The 24,841-nt window shown below is 70.2% G+C and carries 22 protein-coding genes, 1 pseudogene and 1 riboswitch; of the genes and pseudogenes, 11 read left to right on the top strand and 12 right to left on the bottom strand.

The features are described 5' to 3' along the window. The first annotated feature begins 315 nt into the window (after positions 1-315). The gene (locus ACIRVH_RS11225) at positions 316-573 is read left to right on the top strand and encodes a WhiB family transcriptional regulator (protein ID WP_016639615.1); all 258 of its coding nucleotides are present in this window, start codon (positions 316-318) and stop codon (positions 571-573) included. Positions 574-773: 200 nt separating this feature from the next. On the opposite strand, the gene ACIRVH_RS11220 is transcribed toward ACIRVH_RS11225, so the two are convergent. Beyond that, a complete protein-coding gene (locus tag ACIRVH_RS11220) occupies positions 774-2,240 on the bottom strand; it encodes a sensor histidine kinase (protein ID WP_403950858.1) in 1,467 nt (488 codons plus the stop codon). A 348-nt stretch (positions 2,241-2,588) separates the two neighbouring features. After that, on the bottom strand, positions 2,589-3,218 hold the full coding sequence (locus ACIRVH_RS11215) for a TetR/AcrR family transcriptional regulator (RefSeq protein ID WP_403950856.1): 630 nt from the start codon (positions 3,216-3,218) through the stop codon (positions 2,589-2,591). Positions 3,219-3,314: 96 nt separating this feature from the next. Between ACIRVH_RS11215 and ACIRVH_RS11210 the strand changes: the two are divergent. The 7 genes and pseudogenes from ACIRVH_RS11210 to ACIRVH_RS11180 all read left to right on the top strand — a co-directional run. Next, a pseudogene (locus ACIRVH_RS11210) lies at positions 3,315-3,854 on the top strand (SDR family NAD(P)-dependent oxidoreductase); the annotation flags it as partial. A 136-nt stretch (positions 3,855-3,990) separates the two neighbouring features. Beyond that, positions 3,991-4,776, top strand: a complete 786-nt coding sequence (gene nagB / locus ACIRVH_RS11205; RefSeq protein WP_403950853.1) for a glucosamine-6-phosphate deaminase — start codon at positions 3,991-3,993, stop codon at positions 4,774-4,776. Between the two features lie 203 nt (positions 4,777-4,979). Next, on the top strand, positions 4,980-5,744 hold the full coding sequence (locus ACIRVH_RS11200) for a GntR family transcriptional regulator (RefSeq protein ID WP_145883119.1): 765 nt from the start codon (positions 4,980-4,982) through the stop codon (positions 5,742-5,744). A gap of 136 nt (positions 5,745-5,880) precedes the next feature. Then, entirely contained in the window at positions 5,881-6,147 is a 267-nt protein-coding gene (locus tag ACIRVH_RS11195; protein WP_403950849.1) for a DUF3311 domain-containing protein, read from the top strand. Then, a complete protein-coding gene (gene mctP, locus ACIRVH_RS11190) occupies positions 6,144-7,754 on the top strand; it encodes a monocarboxylate uptake permease MctP (RefSeq protein WP_403950846.1) in 1,611 nt (536 codons plus the stop codon). Before ACIRVH_RS11195 ends, mctP begins: the two co-directional genes overlap by 4 nt. Before the next feature lie 119 nt (positions 7,755-7,873). After that, a riboswitch (cobalamin riboswitch) is annotated at positions 7,874-8,033 on the top strand. Between the two features lie 124 nt (positions 8,034-8,157). Continuing rightward, complete coding sequence (locus ACIRVH_RS11185) at positions 8,158-10,536, top strand: ribonucleoside-diphosphate reductase subunit alpha (protein WP_403950843.1); 2,379 nt, start codon at positions 8,158-8,160, stop codon at positions 10,534-10,536. After that, positions 10,536-11,549, top strand: coding sequence for a ribonucleotide-diphosphate reductase subunit beta (locus tag ACIRVH_RS11180; protein ID WP_403950841.1), 1,014 nt, complete (start codon positions 10,536-10,538; stop codon positions 11,547-11,549). The genes ACIRVH_RS11185 and ACIRVH_RS11180 overlap by 1 nt, the downstream gene beginning before the upstream one ends. A 129-nt stretch (positions 11,550-11,678) precedes the next feature. Here ACIRVH_RS11180 and ACIRVH_RS11175 read toward each other — a convergent pair whose 3' ends face one another. The 10 genes from ACIRVH_RS11175 to ACIRVH_RS11130 form a co-directional block, all read right to left on the bottom strand. Beyond that, complete coding sequence (locus ACIRVH_RS11175; RefSeq protein WP_403950839.1) at positions 11,679-13,049, bottom strand: cytochrome P450; 1,371 nt, start codon at positions 13,047-13,049, stop codon at positions 11,679-11,681. Next, positions 13,046-14,128 carry an epi-isozizaene synthase gene (cyc1, locus tag ACIRVH_RS11170; RefSeq protein WP_403950837.1) on the bottom strand — a complete coding sequence of 361 codons (1,083 nt, stop codon included), beginning with the start codon at positions 14,126-14,128 and terminating at the stop codon, positions 13,046-13,048. Before cyc1 ends, ACIRVH_RS11175 begins: the two co-directional genes overlap by 4 nt. 259 nt (positions 14,129-14,387) lie before the next feature. Then, positions 14,388-15,038, bottom strand: coding sequence for a peptide deformylase (def, locus tag ACIRVH_RS11165; RefSeq protein WP_403950834.1), 651 nt, complete (start codon positions 15,036-15,038; stop codon positions 14,388-14,390). Positions 15,039-15,164: 126 nt separating this feature from the next. Continuing rightward, complete coding sequence (locus tag ACIRVH_RS11160; protein ID WP_403950995.1) at positions 15,165-16,145, bottom strand: tetratricopeptide repeat protein; 981 nt, start codon at positions 16,143-16,145, stop codon at positions 15,165-15,167. Positions 16,146-16,255: 110 nt separating this feature from the next. Beyond that, positions 16,256-17,485, bottom strand: a complete 1,230-nt coding sequence (locus tag ACIRVH_RS11155; protein WP_403950831.1) for an HD-GYP domain-containing protein — start codon at positions 17,483-17,485, stop codon at positions 16,256-16,258. After that, positions 17,482-18,825 carry an HD-GYP domain-containing protein gene (locus ACIRVH_RS11150; RefSeq protein ID WP_403950829.1) on the bottom strand — a complete coding sequence of 448 codons (1,344 nt, stop codon included), beginning with the start codon at positions 18,823-18,825 and terminating at the stop codon, positions 17,482-17,484. Before ACIRVH_RS11150 ends, ACIRVH_RS11155 begins: the two co-directional genes overlap by 4 nt. A gap of 109 nt (positions 18,826-18,934) precedes the next feature. Beyond that, positions 18,935-19,237: a mycothiol system anti-sigma-R factor gene (gene rsrA, locus ACIRVH_RS11145; protein WP_351799508.1), complete on the bottom strand. Its 303-nt coding sequence runs from the start codon at positions 19,235-19,237 to the stop codon at positions 18,935-18,937. Next, positions 19,234-19,917: an RNA polymerase sigma factor SigR gene (gene sigR, locus ACIRVH_RS11140; protein ID WP_403950827.1), complete on the bottom strand. Its 684-nt coding sequence runs from the start codon at positions 19,915-19,917 to the stop codon at positions 19,234-19,236. Before sigR ends, rsrA begins: the two co-directional genes overlap by 4 nt. Positions 19,918-20,172: 255 nt before the next feature. After that, the gene (locus tag ACIRVH_RS11135; protein ID WP_403950824.1) at positions 20,173-20,799 is read right to left on the bottom strand and encodes an alpha/beta family hydrolase; all 627 of its coding nucleotides are present in this window, start codon (positions 20,797-20,799) and stop codon (positions 20,173-20,175) included. A gap of 9 nt (positions 20,800-20,808) precedes the next feature. Next, positions 20,809-21,624, bottom strand: a complete 816-nt coding sequence (locus ACIRVH_RS11130) for an SOS response-associated peptidase (protein WP_403950822.1) — start codon at positions 21,622-21,624, stop codon at positions 20,809-20,811. A 104-nt stretch (positions 21,625-21,728) separates the two neighbouring features. On the opposite strand from ACIRVH_RS11130, the gene ACIRVH_RS11125 reads away from it, so the two are divergent. From ACIRVH_RS11125 to rsgA, 3 genes are read left to right on the top strand one after another with little or no spacing between them, the layout of a single operon-like run. Continuing rightward, a complete protein-coding gene (locus ACIRVH_RS11125; RefSeq protein ID WP_403950819.1) occupies positions 21,729-22,451 on the top strand; it encodes a M50 family metallopeptidase in 723 nt (240 codons plus the stop codon). 28 nt (positions 22,452-22,479) lie between these two features. Further along, a complete protein-coding gene (gene aroA / locus ACIRVH_RS11120) occupies positions 22,480-23,796 on the top strand; it encodes a 3-phosphoshikimate 1-carboxyvinyltransferase (RefSeq protein WP_403950817.1) in 1,317 nt (438 codons plus the stop codon). A 16-nt stretch (positions 23,797-23,812) separates the two neighbouring features. Further along, positions 23,813-24,823, top strand: coding sequence for a ribosome small subunit-dependent GTPase A (rsgA, locus tag ACIRVH_RS11115; protein WP_403950816.1), 1,011 nt, complete (start codon positions 23,813-23,815; stop codon positions 24,821-24,823). Positions 24,824-24,841: the final 18 nt, after the last annotated feature.

The following is a 24,841-nucleotide window of genomic DNA, read 5'->3' as shown; positions in this document are numbered from 1 at the left end:
ACGGGCCAAAGTCCTTTCACTCGAACGTTTAGGCCAGGGTCCACCCCATGGAAGTACGGCTGTGACCCAGTCGACACCGAGGAATCAAAAAAAACTTTCCGGAAGGGGTTGTATCCGTCGCTGAGGTTTGCGAGTCTCTACGTGGCGATCGGGACGGCCCGCAACACCGGCCTCCACTGATCATCAGAACCCCTCTTCAAACCAAGGACCACGCCGGGGAAGACTCTGCGGTCGGCCCTTCACTTGTTGAGGGATTCGTGAAAGCGTTCACATTCACAAGCAACTTGCATGTAATACCAAGGAGAGGTAGCAGCCATGGACTGGCGTCACAACGCCGTTTGCCGCGAGGAAGACCCCGAGCTCTTCTTCCCCATCGGCAACACCGGTCCTGCGCTGCTGCAGATCGAGGAAGCCAAGGCCGTCTGCCGTCGCTGCCCCGTCATGGAGCAGTGCCTGCAGTGGGCGCTCGAGTCCGGCCAGGACTCCGGCGTCTGGGGTGGTCTCAGCGAGGACGAGCGCCGTGCCATGAAGCGCCGCGCCGCCCGCAACCGGGCCCGTCAGGCCTCCGCCTGACAGTCCCACCCCTGCTGACAGCCTGAGCTTGGCGGCGCGTACAGCGAGTACGCATCTCCCGCCCCCGAGCCGCAGCGCGCAGTACCCCCGATGCGCTTAGCGACAAGCAGAGCAGCAACGAGCTTTAAGCCCCGGACCACCAAGTGGCCCGGGGCTCAATGCTGTTCGGGCCACTGTGCGTCACGCCTGGCGGATGGTTCCTACTTCTGCGAGCGCACCGGAATGTCCAGAATCACCTGTGTGCCCCGCTCCGGCGCCGGGACCATGTCGAAGGTGCCGCCCAACTCGCCCTCCACCAGCGTCCGTACGATCTGCAGCCCCAGATTGCCCGCCGTCTGCGGGTCGAAGCCCTCGGGCAGGCCGACGCCGTCGTCCTGGACGGTGACGAGGAGGCGGGCCTCCTTGGTGGTGCCGCCGCGGACCGCGGAGACCTCGACCGTGCCGGTCTCGCCCTCGCGGAAGCCGTGCTCCAGCGCGTTCTGCAAGATCTCGGTGAGAACCATCGACAGCGGGGTGGCGACCTCGGCGTCGAGGATCCCGAAGCGTCCGCTGCGCCGACCGGTCACCTTGCCCGGCGAGATCTCGGCGACCATCGCGAGGACCCGGTCGGCGATGTCGTCGAACTCCACCCGCTCGTCGAGGTTCTGCGACAGCGTCTCGTGGACGATCGCGATCGAGCCGACGCGGCGCACGGCCTCCTCCAGGGCCTCCCGGCCGCGCTCGGAGTCGATGCGCCGGGCCTGCAGACGCAGCAGGGCCGCGACGGTCTGGAGGTTGTTCTTCACCCGGTGGTGAATCTCCCGGATGGTCGCGTCCTTCGTGATCAACTCGCGCTCGCGGCGGCGGAGTTCGGTGACGTCCCGCAGCAGCACCAGGGAACCGATACGGGTGCCCTTGGGTTTGAGCGGAATGGCCCGGAACTGGATCACCCCGTCGTTCGCCTCGATCTCGAACTCGCGCGGCGCCCAGCCGCTCGCCAGCTTGGCGAGCGCCTCGTCCACCGGACCCCGGGTCGGGGCGAGTTCGGCCGTGGTCTGCCCCAGGTGCTGGCCGACCAGGTCGGCGGCGAGGCCGAGGTGGTGGTAGGCGGAGAGGGCGTTCGGGGAGGCGTACTGGACGATGCCGTCCGCATCCAGCCGGATCAGGCCGTCGCCGACGCGCGGGGAGGCGTCCATGTCGACCTGCTGGCCGGGGAAGGGGAAGGAGCCGGCCGCGATCATCTGCGCCAGGTCCGAGGCGCTCTGGAGATAGGTCAGTTCGAGGCGGCTCGGGGTGCGGACGGTCAGCAGGTTGGTGTTGCGGGCGATGACGCCCAGCACGCGGCCCTCACGCCGGACAGGGATCGACTCGACCCGGACGGGGACCTCTTCGCGCCACTCCGGGTCCCCCTCGCGCACGATCCGGCCCTCGTCCAGCGCCGCGTCCAGCATGGGCCTCCGGCCGCGCGGTACCAGGTGGCCGACCATGTCGTCCTGGTAGGAGGTCGGGCCGGTGTTGGGGCGCATCTGGGCAACCGAGACGTACCGGGTGCCGTCAAGGGTGGGGACCCACAGGACCAGGTCGGCGAAGGAGAGGTCGGAGAGCAGCTGCCACTCCGAGACCAGCAGGTGGAGCCACTCGAGGTCGGAGTCGTCGAGGGCCGTGTGCTGGCGTACGAGTTCGTTCATGGAGGGCACGTTGTGAGCGTACCCGGGGCCCGGTGATGGCCGAAAAAACACCCGCGGGCCGCGGCGCCTGGGAGGGACCCTCAGCCCTCCCGGCACCGCAGCCCGGAGCATCATCGGCCGTGGGGTGTGCGGTCCCGGTCGGCCGAAGGTCGAGGAGCCGGGGCAGTCAGGGCAGAGAGCGCCGGTTCCTCGTCCGTCCTCCTGTGCGGGGAAGACGGAAGCTGTTCAGTTTTCCCTACGATTTCTCCCTGTGCATTCTGGACTAGACCACGATGGCGTGTCCATGCGCGTGGGAGTATGCGTTGAAGTCTGCTGGCACGCGATGCCACGCAGCCTAGCCCGCCGGGGTCAGCCGCGGGGCCAGATGGCCATGGCAATTTCCGCGAGTGGCGCCAGTTCCGCCCGGCTCGCGCCGTCCCGGGCCTGTTGGGACATGCCCTGGATCATGGCTCCGGTGTGCCGCGCGAGCGTTGCCGCGTCGGTGCCGGCCGGCAGTCGCCCCTTGGCCACGTCGGCCCGGATGCGGGACTCCAGGGCGGCGATGCCCGCGTTGCGCCGCTCTCGCAGCAGCTGCTCGACCTCGGGGCTGGTGCAGTTGGTGGCCGCGTGGACGACCAGACACCCGTAGGGGTGGGCGGGGTCGGTGTACTCGGCGGCGGCCTCGTGCAGCGTGCGTTCGACGGCGGCGCGGGCGGTGGGTTCCTCGGCGAGGGCGCGGTCACCGAAGGCGCCGTGGGTGTCGGCGTAGACCCGCACGACCTCCTCGAACAGGCTGCGTTTGTCTCCGAAGGCCGCGTAGAGGCTCGGGGCGCCGATACCCATGATCCGGGTGAGATCCGAGACGGAGGTGGCCTCGTAGCCGTGCTCCCAGAAGGCCATGAGCGCCTTCTCCAGCGCGGTCGCACGGTCGAAGGAACGCGGGCGCCCGCGCGTCCTGGCGGTCTTGGCCTGCGCTTTCGCGTCCTCGCTGGTCACCATGGGGTGCATTTTATAGCGCCCCCTAGAGAAATGTCGGGGAAGTGTTGTACGGTTTTTGTGTAGCGATCACTAGACAAATGTGGAGGGGTGGCGGACATGGGTGTGCTCACGGGGAGGACGGGACTGGTCACGGGGGCGAGCCGGGGCATCGGGCGGGGCATCGCCGAGCGGCCGACGCGCGACGGAGCGAGGGTGGCGGTGCACTACGGGAGCAATGAGGCGGCCGCCGGGGAGACGGTGGCCGCGATCGAGGCGGCGGGCGGTTCGGCGTTCGCGATCGGGGCGGAGCTGGGCGCGCCGGCCGACGCCGGGCGACTGTGGGAGAAGTTCGACCGGCAGGCGGACGGGCTGGACATCCTGGTGAACAACGCCGGGATCGGCACGGCGTCCCCGATCGACGAGATCACCGAGGAGGAGTTCGAGCGGGTCTTCGCGGTCAATGTGACGGCACCGTTCTTCCTCGTCAAGCACGTCCTGTCGCGGCTGCGGGACGGCGGGCGGGTCGTCAACATCTCGTCCGGGCCGGCCCGGACCGCGGCCATGCCGGACAAGACGGCCTACGCGATGACCAAGGGCGCGCTGTACGTCTTCGCCCGCGACCTGTCGAAGGTGCTGGGCCCCCGCGGCATCACAGTCGGGGGTTCGCCGACATAGCGGACGTCTCGCCTGGGCCCGGGAGTCCGATTCTGTTAGATTGGTCTAAACCACATAGAGAGTCTTGCTCCGACCTCTCCCCTGTTCTCCAGGCCCTCTTCAGAACGGCAGGCCCAGCGTGGAAGTTGTCATCGTTCCGGACGCGGCGGCGGGCGGCGAGCTGATCGCCGAGGCCATGGCCCAGTTGCTGCGGCGCAAGCCCGACGCCCTGCTCGGTGTGGCCACCGGCTCGACCCCGCTGCCCATCTACCAGGCGCTGACCGCCAAGGTGCGCTCCGGCGCCGTGGACACCGCGCGGGCCCGAATAGCCCAGCTCGACGAGTACGTGGGACTGCCCGCCGAGCACCCCGAGTCCTACCGCTCGGTGCTGCGCCGGGAGGTGCTGGAGCCGCTCGGTATCGGGATGGACGCGTTCATGGGGCCCGACGGCACGGCCGAGGACGTCCGGGCCGCGTGCGAGACGTACGACAGGGCGCTCGCCGAGGCCGGCGGCGTGGACCTGCAGCTGCTGGGGATCGGGACGGACGGGCACATCGGGTTCAACGAGCCCTGCTCCTCGCTCGCCTCGCGCACCCGGATCAAGACGCTGACCGAGCAGACCCGGATCGACAACGCGCGCTTCTTCGACGGCGACATCGAGCAGGTGCCGCATCACGTGATCACCCAGGGCATCGGCACCATCCTGGACGCCCGGCACCTGGTGCTGCTCGCGACCGGCGAGGGCAAGGCGGACGCGGTCGCCGCGACCGTCGAGGGCCCGGTCGCGGCCGTCTGCCCGGCCTCCGCGCTCCAGCTGCACCCGCACGCCACGGTGGTCGTCGACGAGGCCGCCGCGTCCAAGCTCAAGCTGGCCGACTACTTCCGGCACACCTATGCGAACAAGCCGGACTGGCAGGGGATCTAGCCCGGACACCGGCGCCGGTACCGGCACCCGCACCGGTACCGGCGCACCATCCGTTGGACTAGACCAACAATGGGTGCGACGGTATATAGAGGAGATCACGGAGCGTGCGGGTGGAGCCCTGACGCGCGAAGCCGTGCCACGATGTGAGCCGTGGCCGATGGGATGTCGGTCGCTTTCGGCATCAGGAGCCGGGAAGGCAGAGCATGAGCACCGACGTCGGCAGTGCGGAGAACGAGGCCGGGACGACGGTCCGTACCGCGCGCGTGCCCAAGTACTACCGCTTGAAGAAGCATCTGCTCGACATGACGGAGACACAGGCGCCGGGCACGCCGGTCCCGCCCGAGCGCACGCTGGCGGCCGAGTTCGACACCTCCCGCACCACCGTCCGTCAGGCCCTGCAGGAGCTCGTCGTCGAGGGCCGCCTCGAGCGCATCCAGGGCAAGGGCACCTTCGTCGCTAAACCGAAGGTCTCGCAGGCGCTGCAACTCACCTCGTACACGGAGGACATGCGAGCCCAGGGCCTGGAGCCCACCTCGCAGCTGCTCGACATCGGCTACATCACGGCCGACGACCGGCTCGCGGAGCTGCTCGACATCACGGCCGGCGGACGCGTGCTGCGCATCGAGCGGCTGCGCATGGCCAACGGCGAGCCGATGGCGATCGAGACCACCCACCTTTCGGCCAAGCGTTTCCCGGCGCTCAGGCGCTCGCTGGTGAAGTACACGTCCCTGTACACCGCGCTCGCCGAGGTCTACGACGTCCATCTCGCCGAGGCCGAGGAGACCATCGAGACCTCCCTGGCCACCCCGCGCGAGGCGGGCCTGCTGGGCACCGACGTGGGCCTGCCGATGCTGATGCTCTCCCGTCACTCCCTGGACCGCGAGGGCAAGCCGGTGGAGTGGGTGCGCTCCGTCTACCGGGGCGACCGGTACAAGTTCGTGGCGAGGCTCAAGCGCCCGCAGGACTGAGGGAAGTTGGCGTCTTCACGCCACAACCTCCAAATCGACATACCGTTGTACGGACGAGGTCTTCCGCTGCCACGACACCGTCACCTAGATTGCCTGCGCATTACACAGGTGATCAACCAGGGGACGGAGCCGTGGCATGTCCGAAACGCCTGAAGTGAGACCACCGGTGGTGACGCCGGCCCGCGTGATCATCGGCCTGTGTCTCGTCGCGCCCTTCGTGGCGATGCTGTGGGTGGGCTCGTACGCCAAGACGGGCCCCGCGTTCATCGGGATCCCGTTCTTCTACTGGTACCAGATGCTGTGGGTGCTGGTCTCCACTGCGCTCACGATGCTCGCGTACCAGCTCTGGCAGCGTGACCAGAGCGCCCGCAGGGCCACTCAGGACAAGGGGGCGGCGCAGTGAAGAACGGCGTCAACGGCGTCGCGCTCGGCGTCTTCATCTTCTTCTTCCTGGCCGTCACGGTCATGGGCTTCCTGGCCGCCCGCTGGCGCAGGGCCGAGAACGAGCACTCCCTGGACGAATGGGGCCTGGGCGGACGGTCGTTCGGCACCTGGATCACCTGGTTCCTGCTCGGCGGCGACCTGTACACGGCGTACACCTTCGTCGCCGTGCCGGCGGCGATCTACACGGCGGGGGCGGCCGGCTTCTTCGCCGTGCCGTACACCATCCTGGTCTACCCGCTGATCTTCACGTTCCTGCCCCGCCTCTGGTCGGTCTCGCACAAGCACGGCTATGTGACGACCTCGGACTTCGTGCGCGGCCGCTTCGGCTCCAAGGGCCTGTCGCTGGCCGTGGCGCTCACCGGCATCCTCGCGACGATGCCGTACATCGCGCTCCAGCTCGTCGGCATCCAGGCGGTGCTGGACGTGATGGGCGTCGGCGGCGGCGAGAACACCAACTGGTTCGTGAAGGACCTGCCGCTGCTCATCGCCTTCGGCGTGCTGGCCGCGTACACGTACTCGTCGGGTCTGCGCGCCCCCGCGCTGATCGCGTTCGTCAAGGACACGCTGATCTACATCGTCATCACGGTGGCGATCATCTACATCCCGATCAAGCTGGGCGGGTTCGACGACATCTTCGCCAAGGCCGGCGAGAAGTTCACGAAGGCGGGTGCGGGCGGGCTCGTACCGGCCCCTGCGGGCCAGTGGACGTACGCCACGCTGGCGCTCGGTTCGGCGCTCGCGCTGTTCATGTACCCGCACTCGATCACCGCGACGCTCTCGTCCCGGAGCCGTGAGGTGATCCGGCGCAACACCACGATCCTGCCGCTGTACTCGCTGATGCTGGGCCTGCTCGCGCTGCTCGGCTTCATGGCGATCGCGGCCGGGGTGAACGTCACCAACGGGCAGTTGGCGATCCCGCAGCTGTTCGAGAACATGTTCCCGGACTGGTTCGCGGGCGTGGCCTTCGCGGCGATCGGCATCGGTGCCCTCGTGCCCGCGGCCATCATGTCCATCGCCGCGGCGAACCTCTTCACCCGCAACATCTACAAGGACTTCATCCGGCCGGACGCCACGCCGAAGCAGGAGGCCCAGGTCTCCAAGCTCGTGTCGCTGCTGGTCAAGGTCGGCGCGCTGGTCTTCGTCCTCACCATGGACAAGACGGTCGCCATCAACTTCCAGCTGCTGGGCGGCATCTGGATCCTGCAGACCTTCCCGGCCCTGGTCGGCGGCCTGTTCACCCGTTGGTTCCACCGCTGGGCGCTGCTCGCCGGCTGGGCGGTCGGCATGGTCTACGGCACGGTCGCCGCCTACGGGGTGGCCTCGCCGACCCAGAAGCACTTCGGCGGCTCCGCCAAGGAGATCCCGGGCATCGGTGAGATCGGCTACATCGGCCTCACGGCCTTCGTCCTGAACGTCGCCGTCACGGTGGTCCTGACCTTCGTCCTGAAGGCCCTGAAGGCCCCTGAGGGCCTCGACGAGACCCGCCCCGAGGACTACACGGCGGACGCGGGCGACGCGGGAGTTCAGGTGGAACTTCCGCCGGCCACGGCAGGCGCCGGGCACTGAGACGCGCCCCGAAGGGGCGCGAGCAACCACGATCCACCCGCAGCGGGCCGCCGACAACACGCACCACGGCGGCCCGCTGTTGACCCTCTGAAGCCGCCGCAACACGCAACAGACACAACATCTGGGGGTGACACCACGACCCGGCACTAGATGTATGCTCATCCTCGCTGTCGCCACAGGGGAATCCGGTGCGAATCCGGAACTGTCCCGCAACGGTGTACTTGCGTGCATCCGCACGCCTGTTCAGTCCGAGGACCTGTCGCCAGCGCGCGCCCGGCCGTCCGGTCCGGGTGCCTTCAGACGTCCGGGCCTCGTGGAGTGGGCTGGTGGACGCGACGCCGTGCGCGCTCGTGCTGCCCCCTGCCCTCCGCCAGGCCCTGTGCCGAGCGAGGGAGAGCCCCACGTGACCATCGCGCCAGCCGACCCGGCTTCAGCCGTCCAGGCGACCGCAGCTCCGGTGGAGACCGACGGTCCCGGTGCCGCGCTGCTGCGGACCCTGACCGAGCTGACCGCCGACCTCCCCGACGCCGACCCCGGCCGGGTCGCCGCGGCCGCGCTGCGGGGCCGGTCCGCCCGGGCCGACGAGGCGGAGCTGCGCGAGCTGGCCACGGAGGCGGCCGCCGGCCTCATCTCCGAGGACCCCGCCTACTCCCGGCTGGCCGCCCGGCTGCTGACCGTCTCGATCCGCGCCGAGGCCGCCTCGCAGGGCGTGACGTCCTTCACCGAGTCCGTCGCCGTGGGCCACCGCGAGGGCCTGGTCGCCGACCGCACGGCGGAGTTCGTACGGCTGCACGCCGCGCGTCTCGACACGCTGATCGACGCGAACGGCGACGACCGCTTCGGCTACTTCGGCCTGCGCACCCTGCACAGCCGCTACCTGCTGCGCCACCCCTTCACCCGCAAGGTGATCGAGACGCCCCAGCACTTCATGCTGCGCGTCGCCGCGGGTCTCGCCGAGGACGACACGACCCGCTCCGTCGACGAAGTCGCCGCGCTCTACGGGCTCATGAGCCGCCTCGACTACCTGCCCTCCTCCCCCACCCTCTTCAACTCCGGCACGCGGCACCCCCAGATGTCGTCCTGCTACCTCCTCGACTCCCCGCTGGACGAGCTGGACTCCATCTACGACCGCTACCACCAGGTCGCCCGCCTCTCGAAGCACGCCGGCGGCATCGGGCTGTCGTACTCCCGGATCCGCAGCCGCGGTTCGCTGATCCGCGGCACCAACGGGCACTCCAACGGCATCGTCCCGTTCCTGAAGACCCTGGACGCCTCGGTGGCCGCCGTGAACCAGGGCGGCCGGCGCAAGGGCGCGGCCGCGGTGTACCTGGAGACCTGGCACTCCGACATCGAGGAGTTCCTGGAGCTGCGCGACAACACCGGTGAGGACGCCCGCCGTACCCACAACCTCAACCTCGCGCACTGGATCCCGGACGAGTTCATGCGCCGGGTCAACGCCGACGAGCAGTGGTCGCTGTTCTCCCCGGCGGACGTGCCGGAGCTGGTCGACCTGTGGGGCGAGGAGTTCGACGCCGCGTACCGCAAGGCGGAGGCGAACGGGCTCGCGAAGAAGACCATCCCGGCCCGCGACCTGTACGGCCGCATGATGCGCACCCTCGCGCAGACCGGCAACGGCTGGATGACCTTCAAGGACGCCGCCAACCGCACCGCCAACCAGACGGCCGAGGCGGGCCACGTCGTGCACTCCTCGAACCTCTGCACGGAGATCCTGGAGGTCACCGACGACGGCGAGACGGCGGTCTGCAACCTGGGTTCGGTCAACCTCGGTGCCTTCGTGCGGGGCGGGGACATCGACTGGGAGCGCCTCGACGAGACGGTCCGCACGGCCGTCACCTTCCTCGACCGCGTGGTCGACATCAACTTCTACCCGACCGAGCAGGCGGGCCGCTCCAACGCCAGGTGGCGTCCGGTGGGCCTGGGTGCGATGGGTCTGCAGGACGTCTTCTTCAAGCTGCGCCTGCCCTTCGACTCCGCCGAGGCCAAGGCGCTGTCGACGCGGATCGCCGAGCGGATCATGCTCGCCGCGTACGAGGCCTCCACCGACCTGGCCGAGCGCAACGGCGCGCTGCCGGCCTGGGAGAAGACCCGGACCGCCCGGGGTGTCCTGCACCCCGACCACTACGACGCCGAGCTGACCTGGCCCGAGCGCTGGGCGGCCCTGCGCGAGCGGATCGCCGCGGTCGGCATGCGCAACTCGCTGCTGCTGGCGATCGCCCCGACCGCCACCATCGCTTCCATCGCGGGCGTGTACGAGTGCATCGAGCCGCAGGTCTCCAACCTGTTCAAGCGCGAGACGCTGTCCGGCGAGTTCCTGCAGGTCAACTCCTACCTGGTGCAGGACCTCAAGGAGCTGGGCGTCTGGGACGCGCGCACCCGTGAGGCGCTGCGCGACTCCAACGGCTCGGTGCAGGACTTCGTGTGGATCCCGGCCGACGTGCGGGCGCTGTACCGCACGGCGTGGGAGATCCCGCAGCGCGGCCTGATCGACATGGCCGCGGCCCGCACCCCGTTCCTGGACCAGTCGCAGTCCCTGAACCTGTTCCTGGAGACGCCGACGATCGGCAAGCTCTCCTCGATGTACGCGTACGCCTGGAAGCAGGGCCTGAAGACGACGTACTACCTGCGCTCCCGCCCGGCGACCCGCATCGCCCGCGCCGCCCAGGCGCAGAGCCAGACACCCATCCCCGTGCAGCAGGCCGCCGACCCCGACGCCGTCGCCTGCTCCCTTGAGAACCCCGAGTCCTGCGAGGCCTGCCAGTAATGACCACCCGTAACCAGAACCTGCTCGACCCGGGCTTCGAACTGACCCTGCGTCCCATGCGCTACCCCGACTTCTACGAGCGCTACCGGGACGCCATCAAGAACACCTGGACCGTCGAGGAGGTCGACCTCCACTCGGACGTCGCCGACCTCGCCAAGCTGACGCCGGCCGAGCAGCACCTGATCGGCCGTCTGGTGGCCTTCTTCGCGACGGGCGACTCGATCGTCGCGAACAACCTGGTGCTGACGCTGTACAAGCACATCAACTCCCCGGAGGCGCGCCTGTACCTGTCGCGCCAGCTCTTCGAGGAGGCCGTGCACGTCCAGTTCTATCTGACGCTGCTCGACACCTACCTGCCCGACCCGGACGACCGCGCCGCCGCCTTCGCGGCCGTGGAGAACATCCCGTCGATCCGTGAGAAGGCCGGGTTCTGCTTCAAGTGGATCAACGAGGTCGAGAAGCTGGACCGCCTGGAGTCCAAGGCGGACCGCCGGCGCTTCCTGCTCAACCTCATCTGCTTCGCCGCGTGCATCGAGGGCCTGTTCTTCTACGGCGCCTTCGCGTACGTCTACTGGTTCCGCAGCCGGGGTCTGCTGCACGGTCTCGCCACCGGCACCAACTGGGTGTTCCGCGACGAGACGATGCACATGTCGTTCGCCTTCGACGTGGTCGACACCGTCCGCAAGGAGGAGCCGGAGCTCTTCGACGACGAGCTGCAGCAGCAGGTCACGGACATGCTGCGGGAGGCCGTCGAGGCCGAGCTGCAGTTCGCGCGTGACCTGTGCGGCGACGGCCTGCCGGGCATGAACACCGATTCGATGCGGCAGTACCTCGAGTGCGTCGCCGACCAGCGCCTCACCCGCCTCGGCTTCGCCCCGGTGTACGGCTCCGAGAACCCCTTCTCCTTCATGGAGCTGCAGGGCGTTCAGGAGCTGACCAACTTCTTCGAGCGTCGCCCGTCGGCCTACCAGGTGGCCGTGGAGGGCACGGTCGACCTGGACGAGGACTTCTGAGTCCGGTCGCCCTCGGCCGACCATCGATCCGGCGCGCGTTCCGGGGCTCGCAAGCCACCTGAGCGCGCGCCGGTCGTCGGCGGGTGTCGTTCACCACTCGTCGCTCACCACACGTCTCTCACCACTCGCTCACCACTCCACGGGCTGCAGCAGCAGCCGGTGGGGCCGGAGCGTGATGCCCACACGGGTGGTGTCGTTCGACCCGCCGACCTGCTCGAAGCGGTACTTCGCCGAGATCGCCGCGATGATCAGGCTCAGCTGGGACATGGAGAAGTGGTCGCTGGGGCACTTGCGGTTGCCCACGCTGAACGGGCTCATCGCGTACTTGGGCACCTCCTTCACCCGCTCGGGCTGCCAGCGGTCGGGGTCGAAGTCGAGGTGGTGGTCGTAGGAACGGCCGTCGCGCTGGATGGCGTACGGGCTGTAGACGATGTCCGCCCCCGCCGGAATGCGATAGCCGCCGAGCGCGGTGTCGGTCACCGCGCGTCGCGTCAATATCCATACGGCGGGCCGCAGCCGCATGGCCTCGACGACGACATTGTTGGTGTACCTGAGCTCCCGGACGTCCGCGAATGCAACGGGCCGGCCGCCGGTCACGGATTCGACCTCGGCGCGCACCTTCTCGGCGTGTTCCGGATGTTCCGCGAGGACCTGGAGCAGCCACATGATCGTGGAGGCGACTGTTTCACTTCCGGGGGTGAGTATCGCGACCACCTGGTCGTGGATCTCCTGTTCCCCGATGAGGTCGCCATTGTCGTCCTTCGCCTCCAGCAATGCCGTCAGCAAATCGTCCGGCTTTTGACCAGATGCCCTCCGCTCGTCGACGATCTCGTCGACCAGCAGATGCAAATCGGCCAGCGCCCGGTTGAATTCGCGGTTGGTGGGGAACGGCAGCCGGTACAGCGGCCCCAGCGGGACGACCATCCTGCGGTACATACCGCGGAAGACGGTGGCGAGATCGACGCTCAGCCGCTCCGCGCGCTCGTCCATGTAGTCGCCGCGCAGCAGACAGCGGGCGGCGATGCGCACGGCGACCCGGAACGACTCCGAGGTGCAGTCGATGGTCTCGCCCACCTTCCAGCGCTCGGTCAGCGCATGCGCCTCCTCCTCCATGACCGAGCCGTACGCGGGGATCGCGTCGAGCCGGAAGGCGGGCTGGATGGTGCGCCGCTGGCGGCGGTGCCGGGGCCCGTTGGCGGTGGCCACGCCCTCCTTGCCGAGCAGGCCTTCGAGGGACTCCCACAGCGGTCCGTCGATCTTGTAGTCGGGGCTGAGCGCGAGTGCGCCGGTGAGCGCCGGTGCGGTGACGGCGTACACCGTCTTGGGACCGAGCTTCAGACGTACGACCTCACCGTGCACGCGCAGCCCGGACATGAAGGCGAGCGGGTCGCGGACCAGTTTCAGGCCGTGGCCGAGGACCGGGAGGGCGCCGCCGGCGAGGGGCGGTTCGCGCAGTCCGGTGCTCTCGGGGACCACGGGCTTCACAGACTCGACCGTCATTCGTCACCTGCCGCTTCGTTGTTGACGTACGGGGGCGTGGACCGGTCGTCCCAGCTGTCGACCATGTAGCGGCCGGACTCGTGGTGGAACCAGTAGACGGAGCTGAACCAGTTCCGCATATAGCCGACACAGGATCGGACGGCGGCGCTCAATTCCCTTCCGCGGGCCGTGCCGTCGGCGAGTTCGCCGGCGAACTGCAGGGCGTCCCGCTCGGCTTCGAGGAATTCGGCGATGCATTTCTCGACGCGCCGCCTGATTTCCTCCACCGCTTCTTCGAGCGTCAGCCCCTCATGAGTGATGAGACTGATGCCGAGATTGTGCACCTCGTCGCCCGCTATTTCCTTCGGCAGTGAGCAGAGGTCGTTGTACCAGGCAGCGAATTCCTGGCTCAGCAGGGCTGCACGGCGATACGCCGTATGTTTTCGCACGAAGTCCGGGAGTTCGCATCCGGCGCTCGGCTCCAGCAGGTCCGTCCATATCCAGTGCGCGAAGGTGCGCCGCCGCAGGGCGAGGTATTCCTCGACCTTCGGGACGTACCCCGCGCTCCGGTTGCGGAACTCGCGGTCGTAGGCCTCGATCACGTCGTGGAAGTGCCGGGCGAACCGCAGGTTCCAGGTGTGCGGCAGGAACGAGTACAGCCGCAGGACACTGTCCGCGAACCCCGCAACCAGGGGGTCCGCGTGGTGCAGATGGTGCCGGGGTGCGTCGAGGGCCGCATGTAGGCGGTGCCGCAGCCGGCGCCAGTCGGCCACCCGGCCGTGCACCCGGTCCCGGTCGTGTCGGTCGTCCCAGACGAAGAACCAGGCACTGTAGTCCGCAATGGCCTGCAGGACCTCGTCGGGGGCGCCGGTGTAGTACCCCGCCATCAGGTCGGTGTAGCAAAGACCGTCGGCATATTCCCGCACCTTGTCCGCCGGCATCAGCCGCTTTTCCAGGAGCCACTGCCGGGTCTTCTCCTGAAGCTTTGGCCAATACGGGTGCAGTTGTCGGGGAATCGCGTCCTCGATCACCGGGAGGGCGAGAGACGGCGGTACTGCGACCGCTGTCGACGATGTGGTGCCGTGTGAGAAAGCGTGCACGAACAGTCCCCTCTCAGTCGCCAGGAGCGCACACCCCTCCGTTCCGTGCCGGGCGTGCGCCGTTGCGTATCCCCGCCCTTCCCATTCAGCACCACAACTGACCATTATGGGAACGGATTTGCTTCACTCACCACCCCAGATGCCGGGAACCATGCGACGAACAAATGAACGACGCCCGGTCGGGAAGGATCCCGAACGGGCGTCGTAACGTGCGTCGTTGCTGCTCTCGTACGGTGTCCGTACGGTCGGACCGGCCGTCTCAGTCGTTGGCGACGACGGGGTAGCGTGGCTCGTTCTCGGCCATCTGCCGCAGCGCGTCCTTGCGGTCGCGCTTGGACAGCCGGTCGATGTACAGGTACCCGTACAGGTGGTCGGTCTCGTGCTGCAAACAGCGAGCGAAGTAGCCGGTACCGCGGACCTTGATCGGGTTGCCCTTCTCGTCCTGGCCGGTCACCTCGGCGTAGTCGGGACGCGCGAGCGGTGCGTACGCGGTCGGCACGGACAGGCAGCCCTCGTTGCTGTCGTCGAGCCGGCGCTTGTCGGCGGGCAGGTCGACCAGCTTCGGGTTGCACACCACACCGACGTGCCGGACGCCCTCGTCGTCCATGCAGTCGTAGACGAAGACCTTCAGGTCGACACCGATCTGGTTGGCGGCCAGGCCCACGCCCTCGGCGGTGCGCTGGCTGGCGAACATGTCCGCGACCAGCTGGTCCAGCTCCGCACCGAACTCGGTGACGTCCTTGCACTCCTTGTGCAGGACCGGGTTGCCGACGACCGTGATCGGCCGCGAGGTGCCGCGCTCGCGCCAGGCGTTCTCGCGCTCCTCACCGTCCTCCGTGTCGACGACATAACCCTCGTCGTCGACGGGGAGCACGCCCGCGTGCTGCTGATCGGTGTCCTGCTGCGCCATGACCGACGTACGCCTTCCTCAGGAAAACAAGGGGTGAAGTTGCTGGTACAGGGTACGTGGGCGAGCCCCGAAGGGGCGCGGGGAACTGCGCGACCAGCCACATCGGACCCGCGGCCGGCCGTGGTCTCAGCAAACCTCTTCGAGATCCCGCCAGTCCCTGGAGTCCGGACTGTCCGCAACCCAGCCGTCCAGCAACCCCCTCACGAGCGAAGCCGGCGCAGCCACCCCGCACTCCCGCTCGGGAACCCAGAGCTGCCCGTCCGTGCGATGCCCCAGCGGCCCGGGATGACCCGGCTCGCTGTGATCATGCGGATCCAGATGGACCCCGTCCCCCTCGTCCGACGGCATCCGCGACTCCGAGCACATCCGGCACAGCAGCCGCACCGAGGACGACCAGTCCTCCGCGGCGAACCCCGCGTCCGCGGCCAGCTGCTCCAGCGCGTCCCGGTCCGCCTCGGTGGCCGCCTCCAGCAGCACCACCCAGGTGGGGACCGGCGAGGGCGCCCACAGCTCGATCTCGTCGAAGACCGGGTAGGAGTGCCCGGCGGACGTCGTGCGCTCGCCGTGCGGTACGCCGTCGTGCAGGACGACCTCGCCCCAGCGCCGCCCGGACGAGGGAAGCGGGATGGACAGCACCTCGATCCGGGCCGGGTCCAGCCTGCGGCCCCACACGACCTCGGCCTCGCCCTCCGGGGAGAGCCGTACGGCCGCGCTGCCCAGCTCCATGCCGACCGGCTCGCCGGAGGCCGCGGCGCCGCCGGGCACCCGCAGTCCGTACGCCTGCCAGGCGCGGCGGGCCAGCGGCCAGTCCTGCAGCGCGGTCGCGGCGATGCCCACGTTCCACCAGTCGGGGGCGCCGGACTCCCGGTCCAGGAGGGCCACGGCGCGCAGGCCGGCGGCGCGGGCCTGCTCCCAGTCGTGCCGGAACTTGTGCAGCAGGGCGAGGTTGAACCAGGACTCGGCCAGCCAGGGTTCCAGGTCGGCGGCGCGTGTCAGCAGCTCGCCCGCGTCCTCGTACCGGCCGTCGCCGATGAGCGTGAACGCGCGGTCGGTGGCCTGCCGCCAGGAGGCGGAGGGCCGGTGCCGTCCCTTGCCGAAGATCCTCACGATTCCCGCCTGCCAGTTCCAGTTCCGCACGTGGGCTGGCTTGTGCCCCCGGACACCCTCTCCCTCGCATCCAACCACGTACGGCGGGAGAGCCGCTCATTACCCATGGGTTACCCCGCCGTGGGCAGCGTCAGACAGTCCCGGGCCAGAACCCGGGCGAGCGCCTCCACGACCTCGGGAGCGTAGTCCCCGGCGGTGGCCAGGCGCAGCTCCTCCAGGGCCCTGAGCGGCCCGTCGGGCCCCGCGTCCCGGGCCTTCTCCTCGTAGGCGTTGACGGCCCTGACGATCCGCGCGGCGAGCGGCTGCTCCCGGCAGGGGTCGGCCTGCCGCTCCACCACCACGGCGACGGCCGCGTCCACCCCGGTCTGCCGTACGACGGCCCCGCCGAGCAGTGCGATACGCCGCTGCTCCTCCCGGGGCAGGACGGCGGTGGCGCCGGCGGGCACGGGGTCGACCAGGCTGAGCTGGCCGATGTCGTGCATGAGGGCCGCGTACTCCAGGACGGTCAGCCCGGGCCCGGACAGGCCCAGGTCCCGGCCGACGGCCAGGCTGAGCGTGGCGACCCGGCGGGCGTGCCCCGTCGGGGTGTATCCGGCGATCTCGGTGGCCCGGGCGAGGGAGGCGATGGTCTGCCGGTAGGTGGCGCGCACGGCGGCGTAGCGGCGGACGGAGAGCTGGGCGAGCAGCAGCGGCAGGCAGAACACCGGCAGCGCCCACAGCCCGACCACGGCGACCCCGAGCGCCATCACCGCGCCGGTCGCGCAGACGGCGGATCCGATGCCGAGCAGTCCGCGCAGTTCGTCGCGCAGGAGCGGGCCGAAGGGCCAGTGGGTGCGGGAGTGGGCGAGGGCGGCGGCGAGGACGGCGTCGCACAGGGCGGTGAGGACGAGCAGGGCGATGAGCAGCAGCGCGTAGGCGGCGCCGTTCCAGGACTCGAACGCGCCTTCGTTGTAGAGGGGTTGGAAGCAGATGGCGGCGAAGCCGACGCTCAGGACGCGGCGGGCGAGGTGGTCGAGGGTCGGGGTGCGTCCGCACCAGATGTGCGGGACACCGCCGAGCAGGGAGGCGGCGAGGACTATGGTGACGACCTGCGGCGCGTCGTGGAGCGTCGGATGTCCCGCGTCGGCGCCCAGCAGGGCGTACGACAGCGATCCGGCGGTGCCCAGCGGCGCGGCCTGCCGTACCCGGGCTCCGCTCCACCGGGTCAGCTCGCCGACGGCTATGAGCACTCCGAAGGCGAGTGCGACCGGCCGGTCCGCTATGCCGGTCCAGAGGGTGACGGCGAGGGAGACGGCGGCGGTGAGGGCGGCACAGGCGTGGATGAGCCGGAGGGCGGTCATCGGGACGCCCCGCTGGGGCTGCCGGCCACCGGTTGCCGGTCCGGGATCCGCTGCGCCGTCTCGTCGGCCGTGACGGCCGGGTGCCAGCCGTGGCGGTCGAGGGCCCGGGCGAGCGCCGTGACCATGCGCGGGTCGAACTGGGTTCCTGCGCACCGCTCCAGCTCGGTGACGGCCACCTCGACCGGGCGGGCCCTGCTGTAGGAGCGGGTGGAGGTCATCGCGTCGAAGGCGTCCGCCACGGCCACCACGCGGGCGCACTCGGGGATCTGACCGCCCACCAGTCCGTAGGGGTAGCCGCTGCCGTCGAGCCGCTCGTGGTGGTGCAGGATCGCCGCGCGGGCCTCGCCGAGGAAGGAGATCCCGCGGACCATCTCGTGGCCGTACTCGGGGTGCAGCTCGATGATCCGCCGTTCCTCGGGGGTCAGCGGGCCGTCCTTGCGCAGCAGCCGAGTGGGGACGCCGAGCTTGCCGACGTCGTGCAGGATGCCGGCGAAGCGCAGTACCTCGACGCGTTCGTCGTCCATGCCGAGTTCGCGGGCGATCATCACCGAGGCCTGGCCGACCCGCTCGCTGTGGCCGCGGGTGTAGCCGTCCTTGAGGTCGACGGCCTGCACCAGAGCGCGGATGGTGGCCTGGTGGGCGGCCCGCTCCCGGTGGTACTGGGCGAAGACCCAGCAGGAGACGCACATCGGCAGCAGCACCAGCAGCGCGGCGACGGGCCCGTACCGGCTGCGCCACAGCACAGCCATCATCAGGCCGGCGAGTCCGTGCGCGGCGACCGGCGCGAGGGAGCGGGACAGCAGCCCGTGCCAGGCCCGGCGCAGGGGCGCCCTTCCCCACTGCCGCAGAGGCGTGGGCGGTACCCCCACGCCCGCCGCGAGGAGGCCGCCGTCGAGCGCGGTGAGCACCAGGCAGAAGGCGAGCACGGCCGCCCCGGCGGGCACGAGCGCATGGGGGAAGTCGCAGGCCACGACGGTGTCCCGGCCGCCGAGCGCCCAGTGCACCTGGGCCGCGCCCCACACGGCGAGCGAGGGCTGCGCGGCCCGCCACATGCGGCGCAGCCCCACCGGCCGCTCCTCGACGCGGGCGAGCAGGGCGGCCGGCACCGGCACGAGGGCGGCGACGGGCGGGGGCAGCAGGAACGCCCCGGCGAGCAGGACGGGGTAGAAGGTGCCGCCCAGGCGCCGCCGCACGGTGTGCTCACAAACCGTGTACAGGGCGGTGAGCTGGGCGAGCGCCCACCAGGGCGGGTGGGTGGCCGACAGGGGCAGGACACAGACCACGGCCAGCAGGGCGACACAGGCCACATAGCCCCGTGCCCTCGCCGGAACCGCCTCCATGACACCCCTCCCCCGACCGCGCCTGTCCGGGCTCGGAGCCTAGGGCGGGAATCGGGGGGTCCGGGAGCTTATGACCCGAGGATTAGCACATTCGGGTGATGGCCGGTTCTCAGCTCTCCTGAGGCGTGGCGGTCACGTCGTGCTCGGGGACGGTCTGCCCGGAGCGGATCAGGTCGATCCGCCCCATCACCTTGGCGCGCAGGTCGGCCGGCACGTCGTCATGGCCGCAGCAGCGCTTGACCAGCTTCTTCACGGCCTGCTCCAGACCGTACTTCTCCAGGCACGGAGAGCATTCCTCGAAGTGGTGCTGGAACTTGTCGCGATCGACGTCCGGCATCTCGCTGTCGAGGAACTCATACAGGTGGTCGAGGACCTCACTGCAGTCAGTCTCGTGCGGCTCTCCGCAGCTCATGAGCCCGAGCCTTTCGCTTCGTTCGACTCTCCGGCGCCGGCCGGGACCAGTCCGCGCTCACGGGCGTAGTCCTCGAGCATGCCGCGCAGTTGACGGCGGCCCCGGTGCAGCCGGGACATCACCGTACCGATGGGTGTCCCCATGATGTCCGCGATCTCCTTGTACGCAAAGCCCTCTACGTCCGCGAGATAGACGGCGATGCGGAACTCCTCGGGGATCGCCTGCAGCGCTTCCTTCACGTCCGAGTCGGGCAGGTGATCGAGCGCCTGCGACTCGGCGGAGCGCAGACCCGTCGACATGTGCGACTCGGCACGGGCGAGCTGCCAGTCCTCGATCTCCTCGGCCGCACTGCGCTGAGGCTCGCGCTGCTTCTTGCGGTACGAGTTGATGAAGGTGTTCGTGAGGATCCGGTACAGCCACGCCTTGAGGTTGGTGCCCTCGCGGAACTGGTGGAAGGACGCGTACGCCTTGGCATACGTCTCCTGCACCAGGTCCTCGGCGTCCGCCGGGTTGCGCGTCATGCGCAGCGCGGCCGAGTACATCTGGTCGAGGAATTCGAGCGCGTCCCGCTCGAAGCGCGCACTGCGCTCGGCGGTCGTCTCCGCGCTGTCGCCCCGGCCCTCGGGCAGCTCCGCCTGGCCGTTGTCGGTCCCTGCGTCGGTCCCAGTGACCGGACCCACCTCCTCAAGATCACGGGCAGGACCGAAACCGATCCCACTCGTTTCGGAGGATAGAACACGACCCGTGCCTGCCGCCGCTCGAATAGGAGCGGCCTTGGCCGCGTGCAGCACCGTCCAGTCCAGGTCAGTGCGGCTGCTGCGGCTCGGGCAGATGGTCGAACCCATGCGGCGGACTTCCTCTCCACGACGTCGGTGCCGGTGCTTCAGCACTCCTGTCCGCCACAACAGCACTCCACCGTGCAACATTCCCGGGGGTCAGCCGAGTGACTCGACCCACTCCACGACACCGCCGGTGACGATCTCCAGCGCCCGCTCCTGCGTGATCTCCGCGCGCTTCGGCACCGCGAACCCGTGATCGCCGTACGGCACCTCGACCAGCCCGTAGGTCCCCTCGGGGAACTCGTCCGGCTTGCCGAAGGGATCGTTTCCGCCCTGGACGACGAGCGTGGGCACCCCGGCGCCGAGCAGCTCGTCGGCGCGGGAGCGCTCCGGCCTGCCCGGCGGGTGCAGCGGGAAGCTCAGCGCGAGCACGCCATGCGCGCCCAGCTCCGTCGCGGTGCGGCAGGCGACCCGGGCACCCGCGCTGCGGCCACCGGAGATCACCGGCAGCGCCATCCCGGCCAGCGCGGGCCAGATGCCGCGCCAACCGGTGTCCAGGGTCTTCGGCGCGGGCGCGAGCTTCTTGCCCGCGACCCGCCAGGGCTGCTCGACGAGGGCCACGGTCACACCGTGCCCCGGGAGCACCTGGGCGAGCGCCTGCAGGTCCCGCGCCTCGATGCCACCGCCGGCCCCGTGGCTGACGGCCAGCACCAGCCGTGCCTTCTTCGCCCGGTGCCAGGTGATGCGGGCGGTCCCGGCGTCGGTCTCGACAATCTCGATCACACCAGAAGGCTAGAAGAGGGTGCCCACTTCCGGTGCCTCCAGCTCCTTCAGCAGCTCCGGGCCGTTGTTGCGGACGTTGCTGACGGCCGTGCCGACCGGGTAGGCGCGCATCAGGCCGGGCGGGGGCGGGGCGAGCAGCTCGCGCAGGTCGTCCGGGTCGGTGCGGGCGGGGTCCAGCCAGGCGTCCCAGCGGTCCGGGGTGAGCATCAGCGGCATCCGGGGGTGGATCTCGGCGAGGGTGTGCGGGCCCTCGGCGGGGGCGACGGCCAGCGGGGTGTGCTCCGCCTCCGTGGTGATCACCGAGCAGGTGACCCACCAGGCCTGCGGGTGGTCGTCGGGCAGGGTCCGGTCGCGCCAGAACTCGTACAGCCCGGCCATCGCGAACACCGAGCCGTCGGCGGGCAGCACGAAGTACGGCTGCTTGCGGGGCCGCTTCTTCTTCCCCTCGACCTCCAGCTCCCGCTCGTCCTTGCCGGTGACCCACTCGTAGTAGCCGTCGGCGGGCAGGATGCAGCGCCGGGCGGCGAAGGCGCGGCGGTAGGACGGCTTCTCGTGCACGGTCTCCGCGCGCGCGTTGATCATCCGGGCGCCGCCCTCGGGCGTCTTGGCCCAGGAGGGCACGAGTCCCCACTTGAGCCTGCGCAGCTGCCGAACCGGCCGCGGCTCGGACGCGTCTTTCAGGGGACGGTCCAGGACTGCGTAGACCTCCTTGGTCGGAGCCACGTTGTAGTCCGGCTCCAAGGTCTCCTCGGGCTCCCACTTCTCGATCTCAAAGACTCCTGCGAGATCCTCGGGCCTACGACTGGATGCATACCGTCCGCACATACGTGCCACACTGCCAGGCCCACCCGTCACCCGACCACCACCCCTCAACGACGGCGCTTCGCGCCGACCCCTACTGATCTCGACGACAGGGAGCCACCGCCGGAATGGACAGCCTCGCCGCCACCGCGCTGCCCGACCTCTGGGACCGGCTCACCGGCGCCCAGCCCGACCCCGACCTGTGGGTGGTGCTCGCCACCCTCGTCGCCGCCCTCGCCGTCGTCGTCCCGCACTCTCTGTGGCGGCTCTCGCGCAACGCGATCACCATCGCGCACGAGGGGGGCCACGGGCTGGTGGCCCTGCTCACGGGCCGGCAGCTCACCGGCATACGCCTGCACTCCGACACCAGCGGCCTCACGGTCAGCCGGGGCAAGCCGTACGGCCTCGGCATGATCCTCACGGCGGCCGCGGGCTACACGGCCCCCTCGCTGCTGGGCCTCGGCGGCGCCGCGCTCCTGGCAGCGGGCCACATCACGCTGCTGCTGTGGGTGGCGACCGCGTTGCTCGTGGTGATGCTGGTGATGATCCGCAACGCGTACGGGGTCCTGACCGTGGTCCTCACCGGGGGCGCCTTCCTGCTGGTGTCCTGGCTGGCGGGACCGCAGGTGCAGGCGGGGTTCGCGTACGCGGTGGTGTGGTTCCTGCTCTTCGGGGGCGTACGACCGCCCTTCGAGCTGCAGGCGAAGCGGGCGCGGGGAGGCGCCGGGGACTCGGACGCGGACCAGTTGTCGCGGCTGACGCACGTACCGGCGGGGCTGTGGCTGTTCCTGTTCCACGCGGTGTCGCTGTGTTCGCTCATCGGTGGAGGCCGCTGGCTGCTGGCAGGTTGACTCCGGGCCCTCCTTATAAAGTGGCCCCATGGCCCCGAACACCGCCCAGCCCGCCCTCTGGCCCGCCCCGCACGCGAGCGGAGCCGTCAACGCGACGGTCCACGTGCCCGGGTCCAAGTCGGTCACCAACCGCGCCCTCGTACTCGCCGCCCTGGCCTCCGAGCCCGGCTGGCTGCGCCGCCCGCTGCGCTCCCGCGACACGCTGCTGATGGCCGGTGCCCTGCGGGCCATGGGCGTGGAGATCGAGGAGGGGGTGGGCCCGGACGGCTCCGGTGAGGCCTGGCGGGTGCTGCCCACGGGCCTGCGCGGTCCGGCCACCGTCGACGTCGGCAACGCCGGCACGGTGATGCGCTTCCTGCCGCCGGTGGCCGCGCTGGCCGACGGTCCCATCCGGTTCGACGGGGACGCGCGGTCCTACGAGCGCCCGCTGAACGGCGTGATCGACGCGCTGCGCGTGCTCGGCGCCCGGATCGACGACGACGGCCGGGGCGCGCTGCCGCTGACTGTGCACGGCAGCGGGGCGCTGGACGGCGGCCCGGTGTCGATCGACGCCTCCTCGTCCTCCCAGTTCGTCTCGGCGCTGCTGCTGTCCGGCCCGCGCTTCAACCAGGGTGTCGAGGTCCGCCACACCGGCGCGTCCCTGCCCTCCATGCCGCACATCCGGATGACCGTGGACATGCTGCGCGCGGTCGGCGCCCAGGTGGACACCCCGGAGTCGGGCGGCGAGCCGAACGTGTGGCGGGTGACGCCGGGCGCGCTGCTCGGCCGGGACCTGACGGTCGAGCCGGACCTGTCGAACGCCCAGCCGTTCCTGGCGGCGGCCCTGGTCACCGGCGGCAAGGTGCTGATCCCGGACTGGCCGGCCCGCACCACCCAGCCGGGTGACCGGCTGCGGGAGATCTTCACCGAGATGGGCGGTTCCTGCGAACTGACCGAGTACGGGCTGGAGTTCACCGGCTCGGGCGCCATCCACGGCATCGACGTCGACCTGGGCGACGTCGGCGAGCTGACTCCGGGCATCGCGGCGGTCGCGGCCCTCGCGGACTCCCCCTCCACCCTTCGTGGCGTGGCCCATCTGCGGCTGCACGAGACGGACCGGCTGGCCGCGCTCACCAAGGAGATCAACGAACTCGGCGGCGACGTCACCGAGACGGCCGACGGCCTGCACATCCGCCCGCGCACGCTGCACGGCGGCACCTTCCACACCTACGAGGACCACCGCATGGCGACGGCCGGCGCGATCATCGGCCTGGCGGTCGAGGGCGTGCAGATCGAGAACGTGGCGACGACGGCGAAGACCCTGCCGGACTTCCCCGACCTGTGGACCGGGATGCTGGGGAACTGACGGGCGGACTGGAACCATGCGCCGCTACGGCAAGCACACCGACGAGGACGACATCCGCAGCCGCCCCAACCGCAAGGGCAACCGGCCGCGCACGAACATCCGGCCCAAGCACGAGGACGCGGCCGAGGGCATGGTCCTCACCGTCGACCGGGGCCGGCTGACCTGCCTGGTCGACGACCGCCCGGTCCTGGCGATGAAGGCCCGCGAACTGGGCCGCAAGGCGGCCGTGGTCGGGGACCGGGTGGCCCTGGTCGGCGACCTGTCCGGCAAGAAGGACACGCTCGCGCGGATCGTGCGCATCGAGGAGCGCAGCTCGCTGCTGCGTCGTACGGCCGATGACGACGACCCCTACGAGCGCGTGGTCGTCGCCAACGCGGACCAGCTGGCCATCGTCACGGCCCTGGCGGACCCGGAGCCCCGCCCCCGGCTGATCGACCGCTGTCTGGTCGCGGCCTACGACGGCGGTCTGGAACCGCTGCTGGTGATGACCAAGTCGGACCTGGCCCCGCCGGACAAACTGCTGGAGCTGTACGGCGCCCTCGACATCCCCTACGTCGTGACCAGCCGCGAGGAGCTGGAGAACGGCGACGCGGCGGACCAGGTGCGCGAACACCTGAACGGCAAGATCACGGCCTTCGTGGGCCACTCGGGCGTCGGCAAGACGACCCTGGTCAACGCGCTGGTCCCGCAGGACCGCCGTCGTACGACGGGACACGTCAACGCGGTGACCGGGCGCGGCCGGCACACCACCACCTCGGCGCTGGCGCTGCCCCTGAGCAGTGCGGGCGGCTGGGTCATCGACACCCCCGGCGTGCGTTCCTTCGGTCTCGCGCACATCGACCCGTCCCGGGTGATCCACGCCTTCCCGGACCTGGTACCGGGCACCGAGGGCTGCCCGCGCGCGTGCAGCCACGACGAGCCGGACTGCGCGCTGGACGCGTGGGTCGAGGAGGGGCACGCGGACCCGGCGCGGCTGTTCTCCCTGCGCCGGCTGCTGGCCACGCGGGAGCGTCGGGAAGGCGACTGAGCACCGCGTTGTTTGCCG

It is taken from the genome of Streptomyces sp. NPDC101165 (assembly GCF_044768135.1).
Taxonomy (GTDB): domain Bacteria; phylum Actinomycetota; class Actinomycetes; order Streptomycetales; family Streptomycetaceae; genus Streptomyces.
Note: the sequence above shows the minus strand (reverse complement) of the source record. Positions and strands in the feature narration are given on the sequence as shown.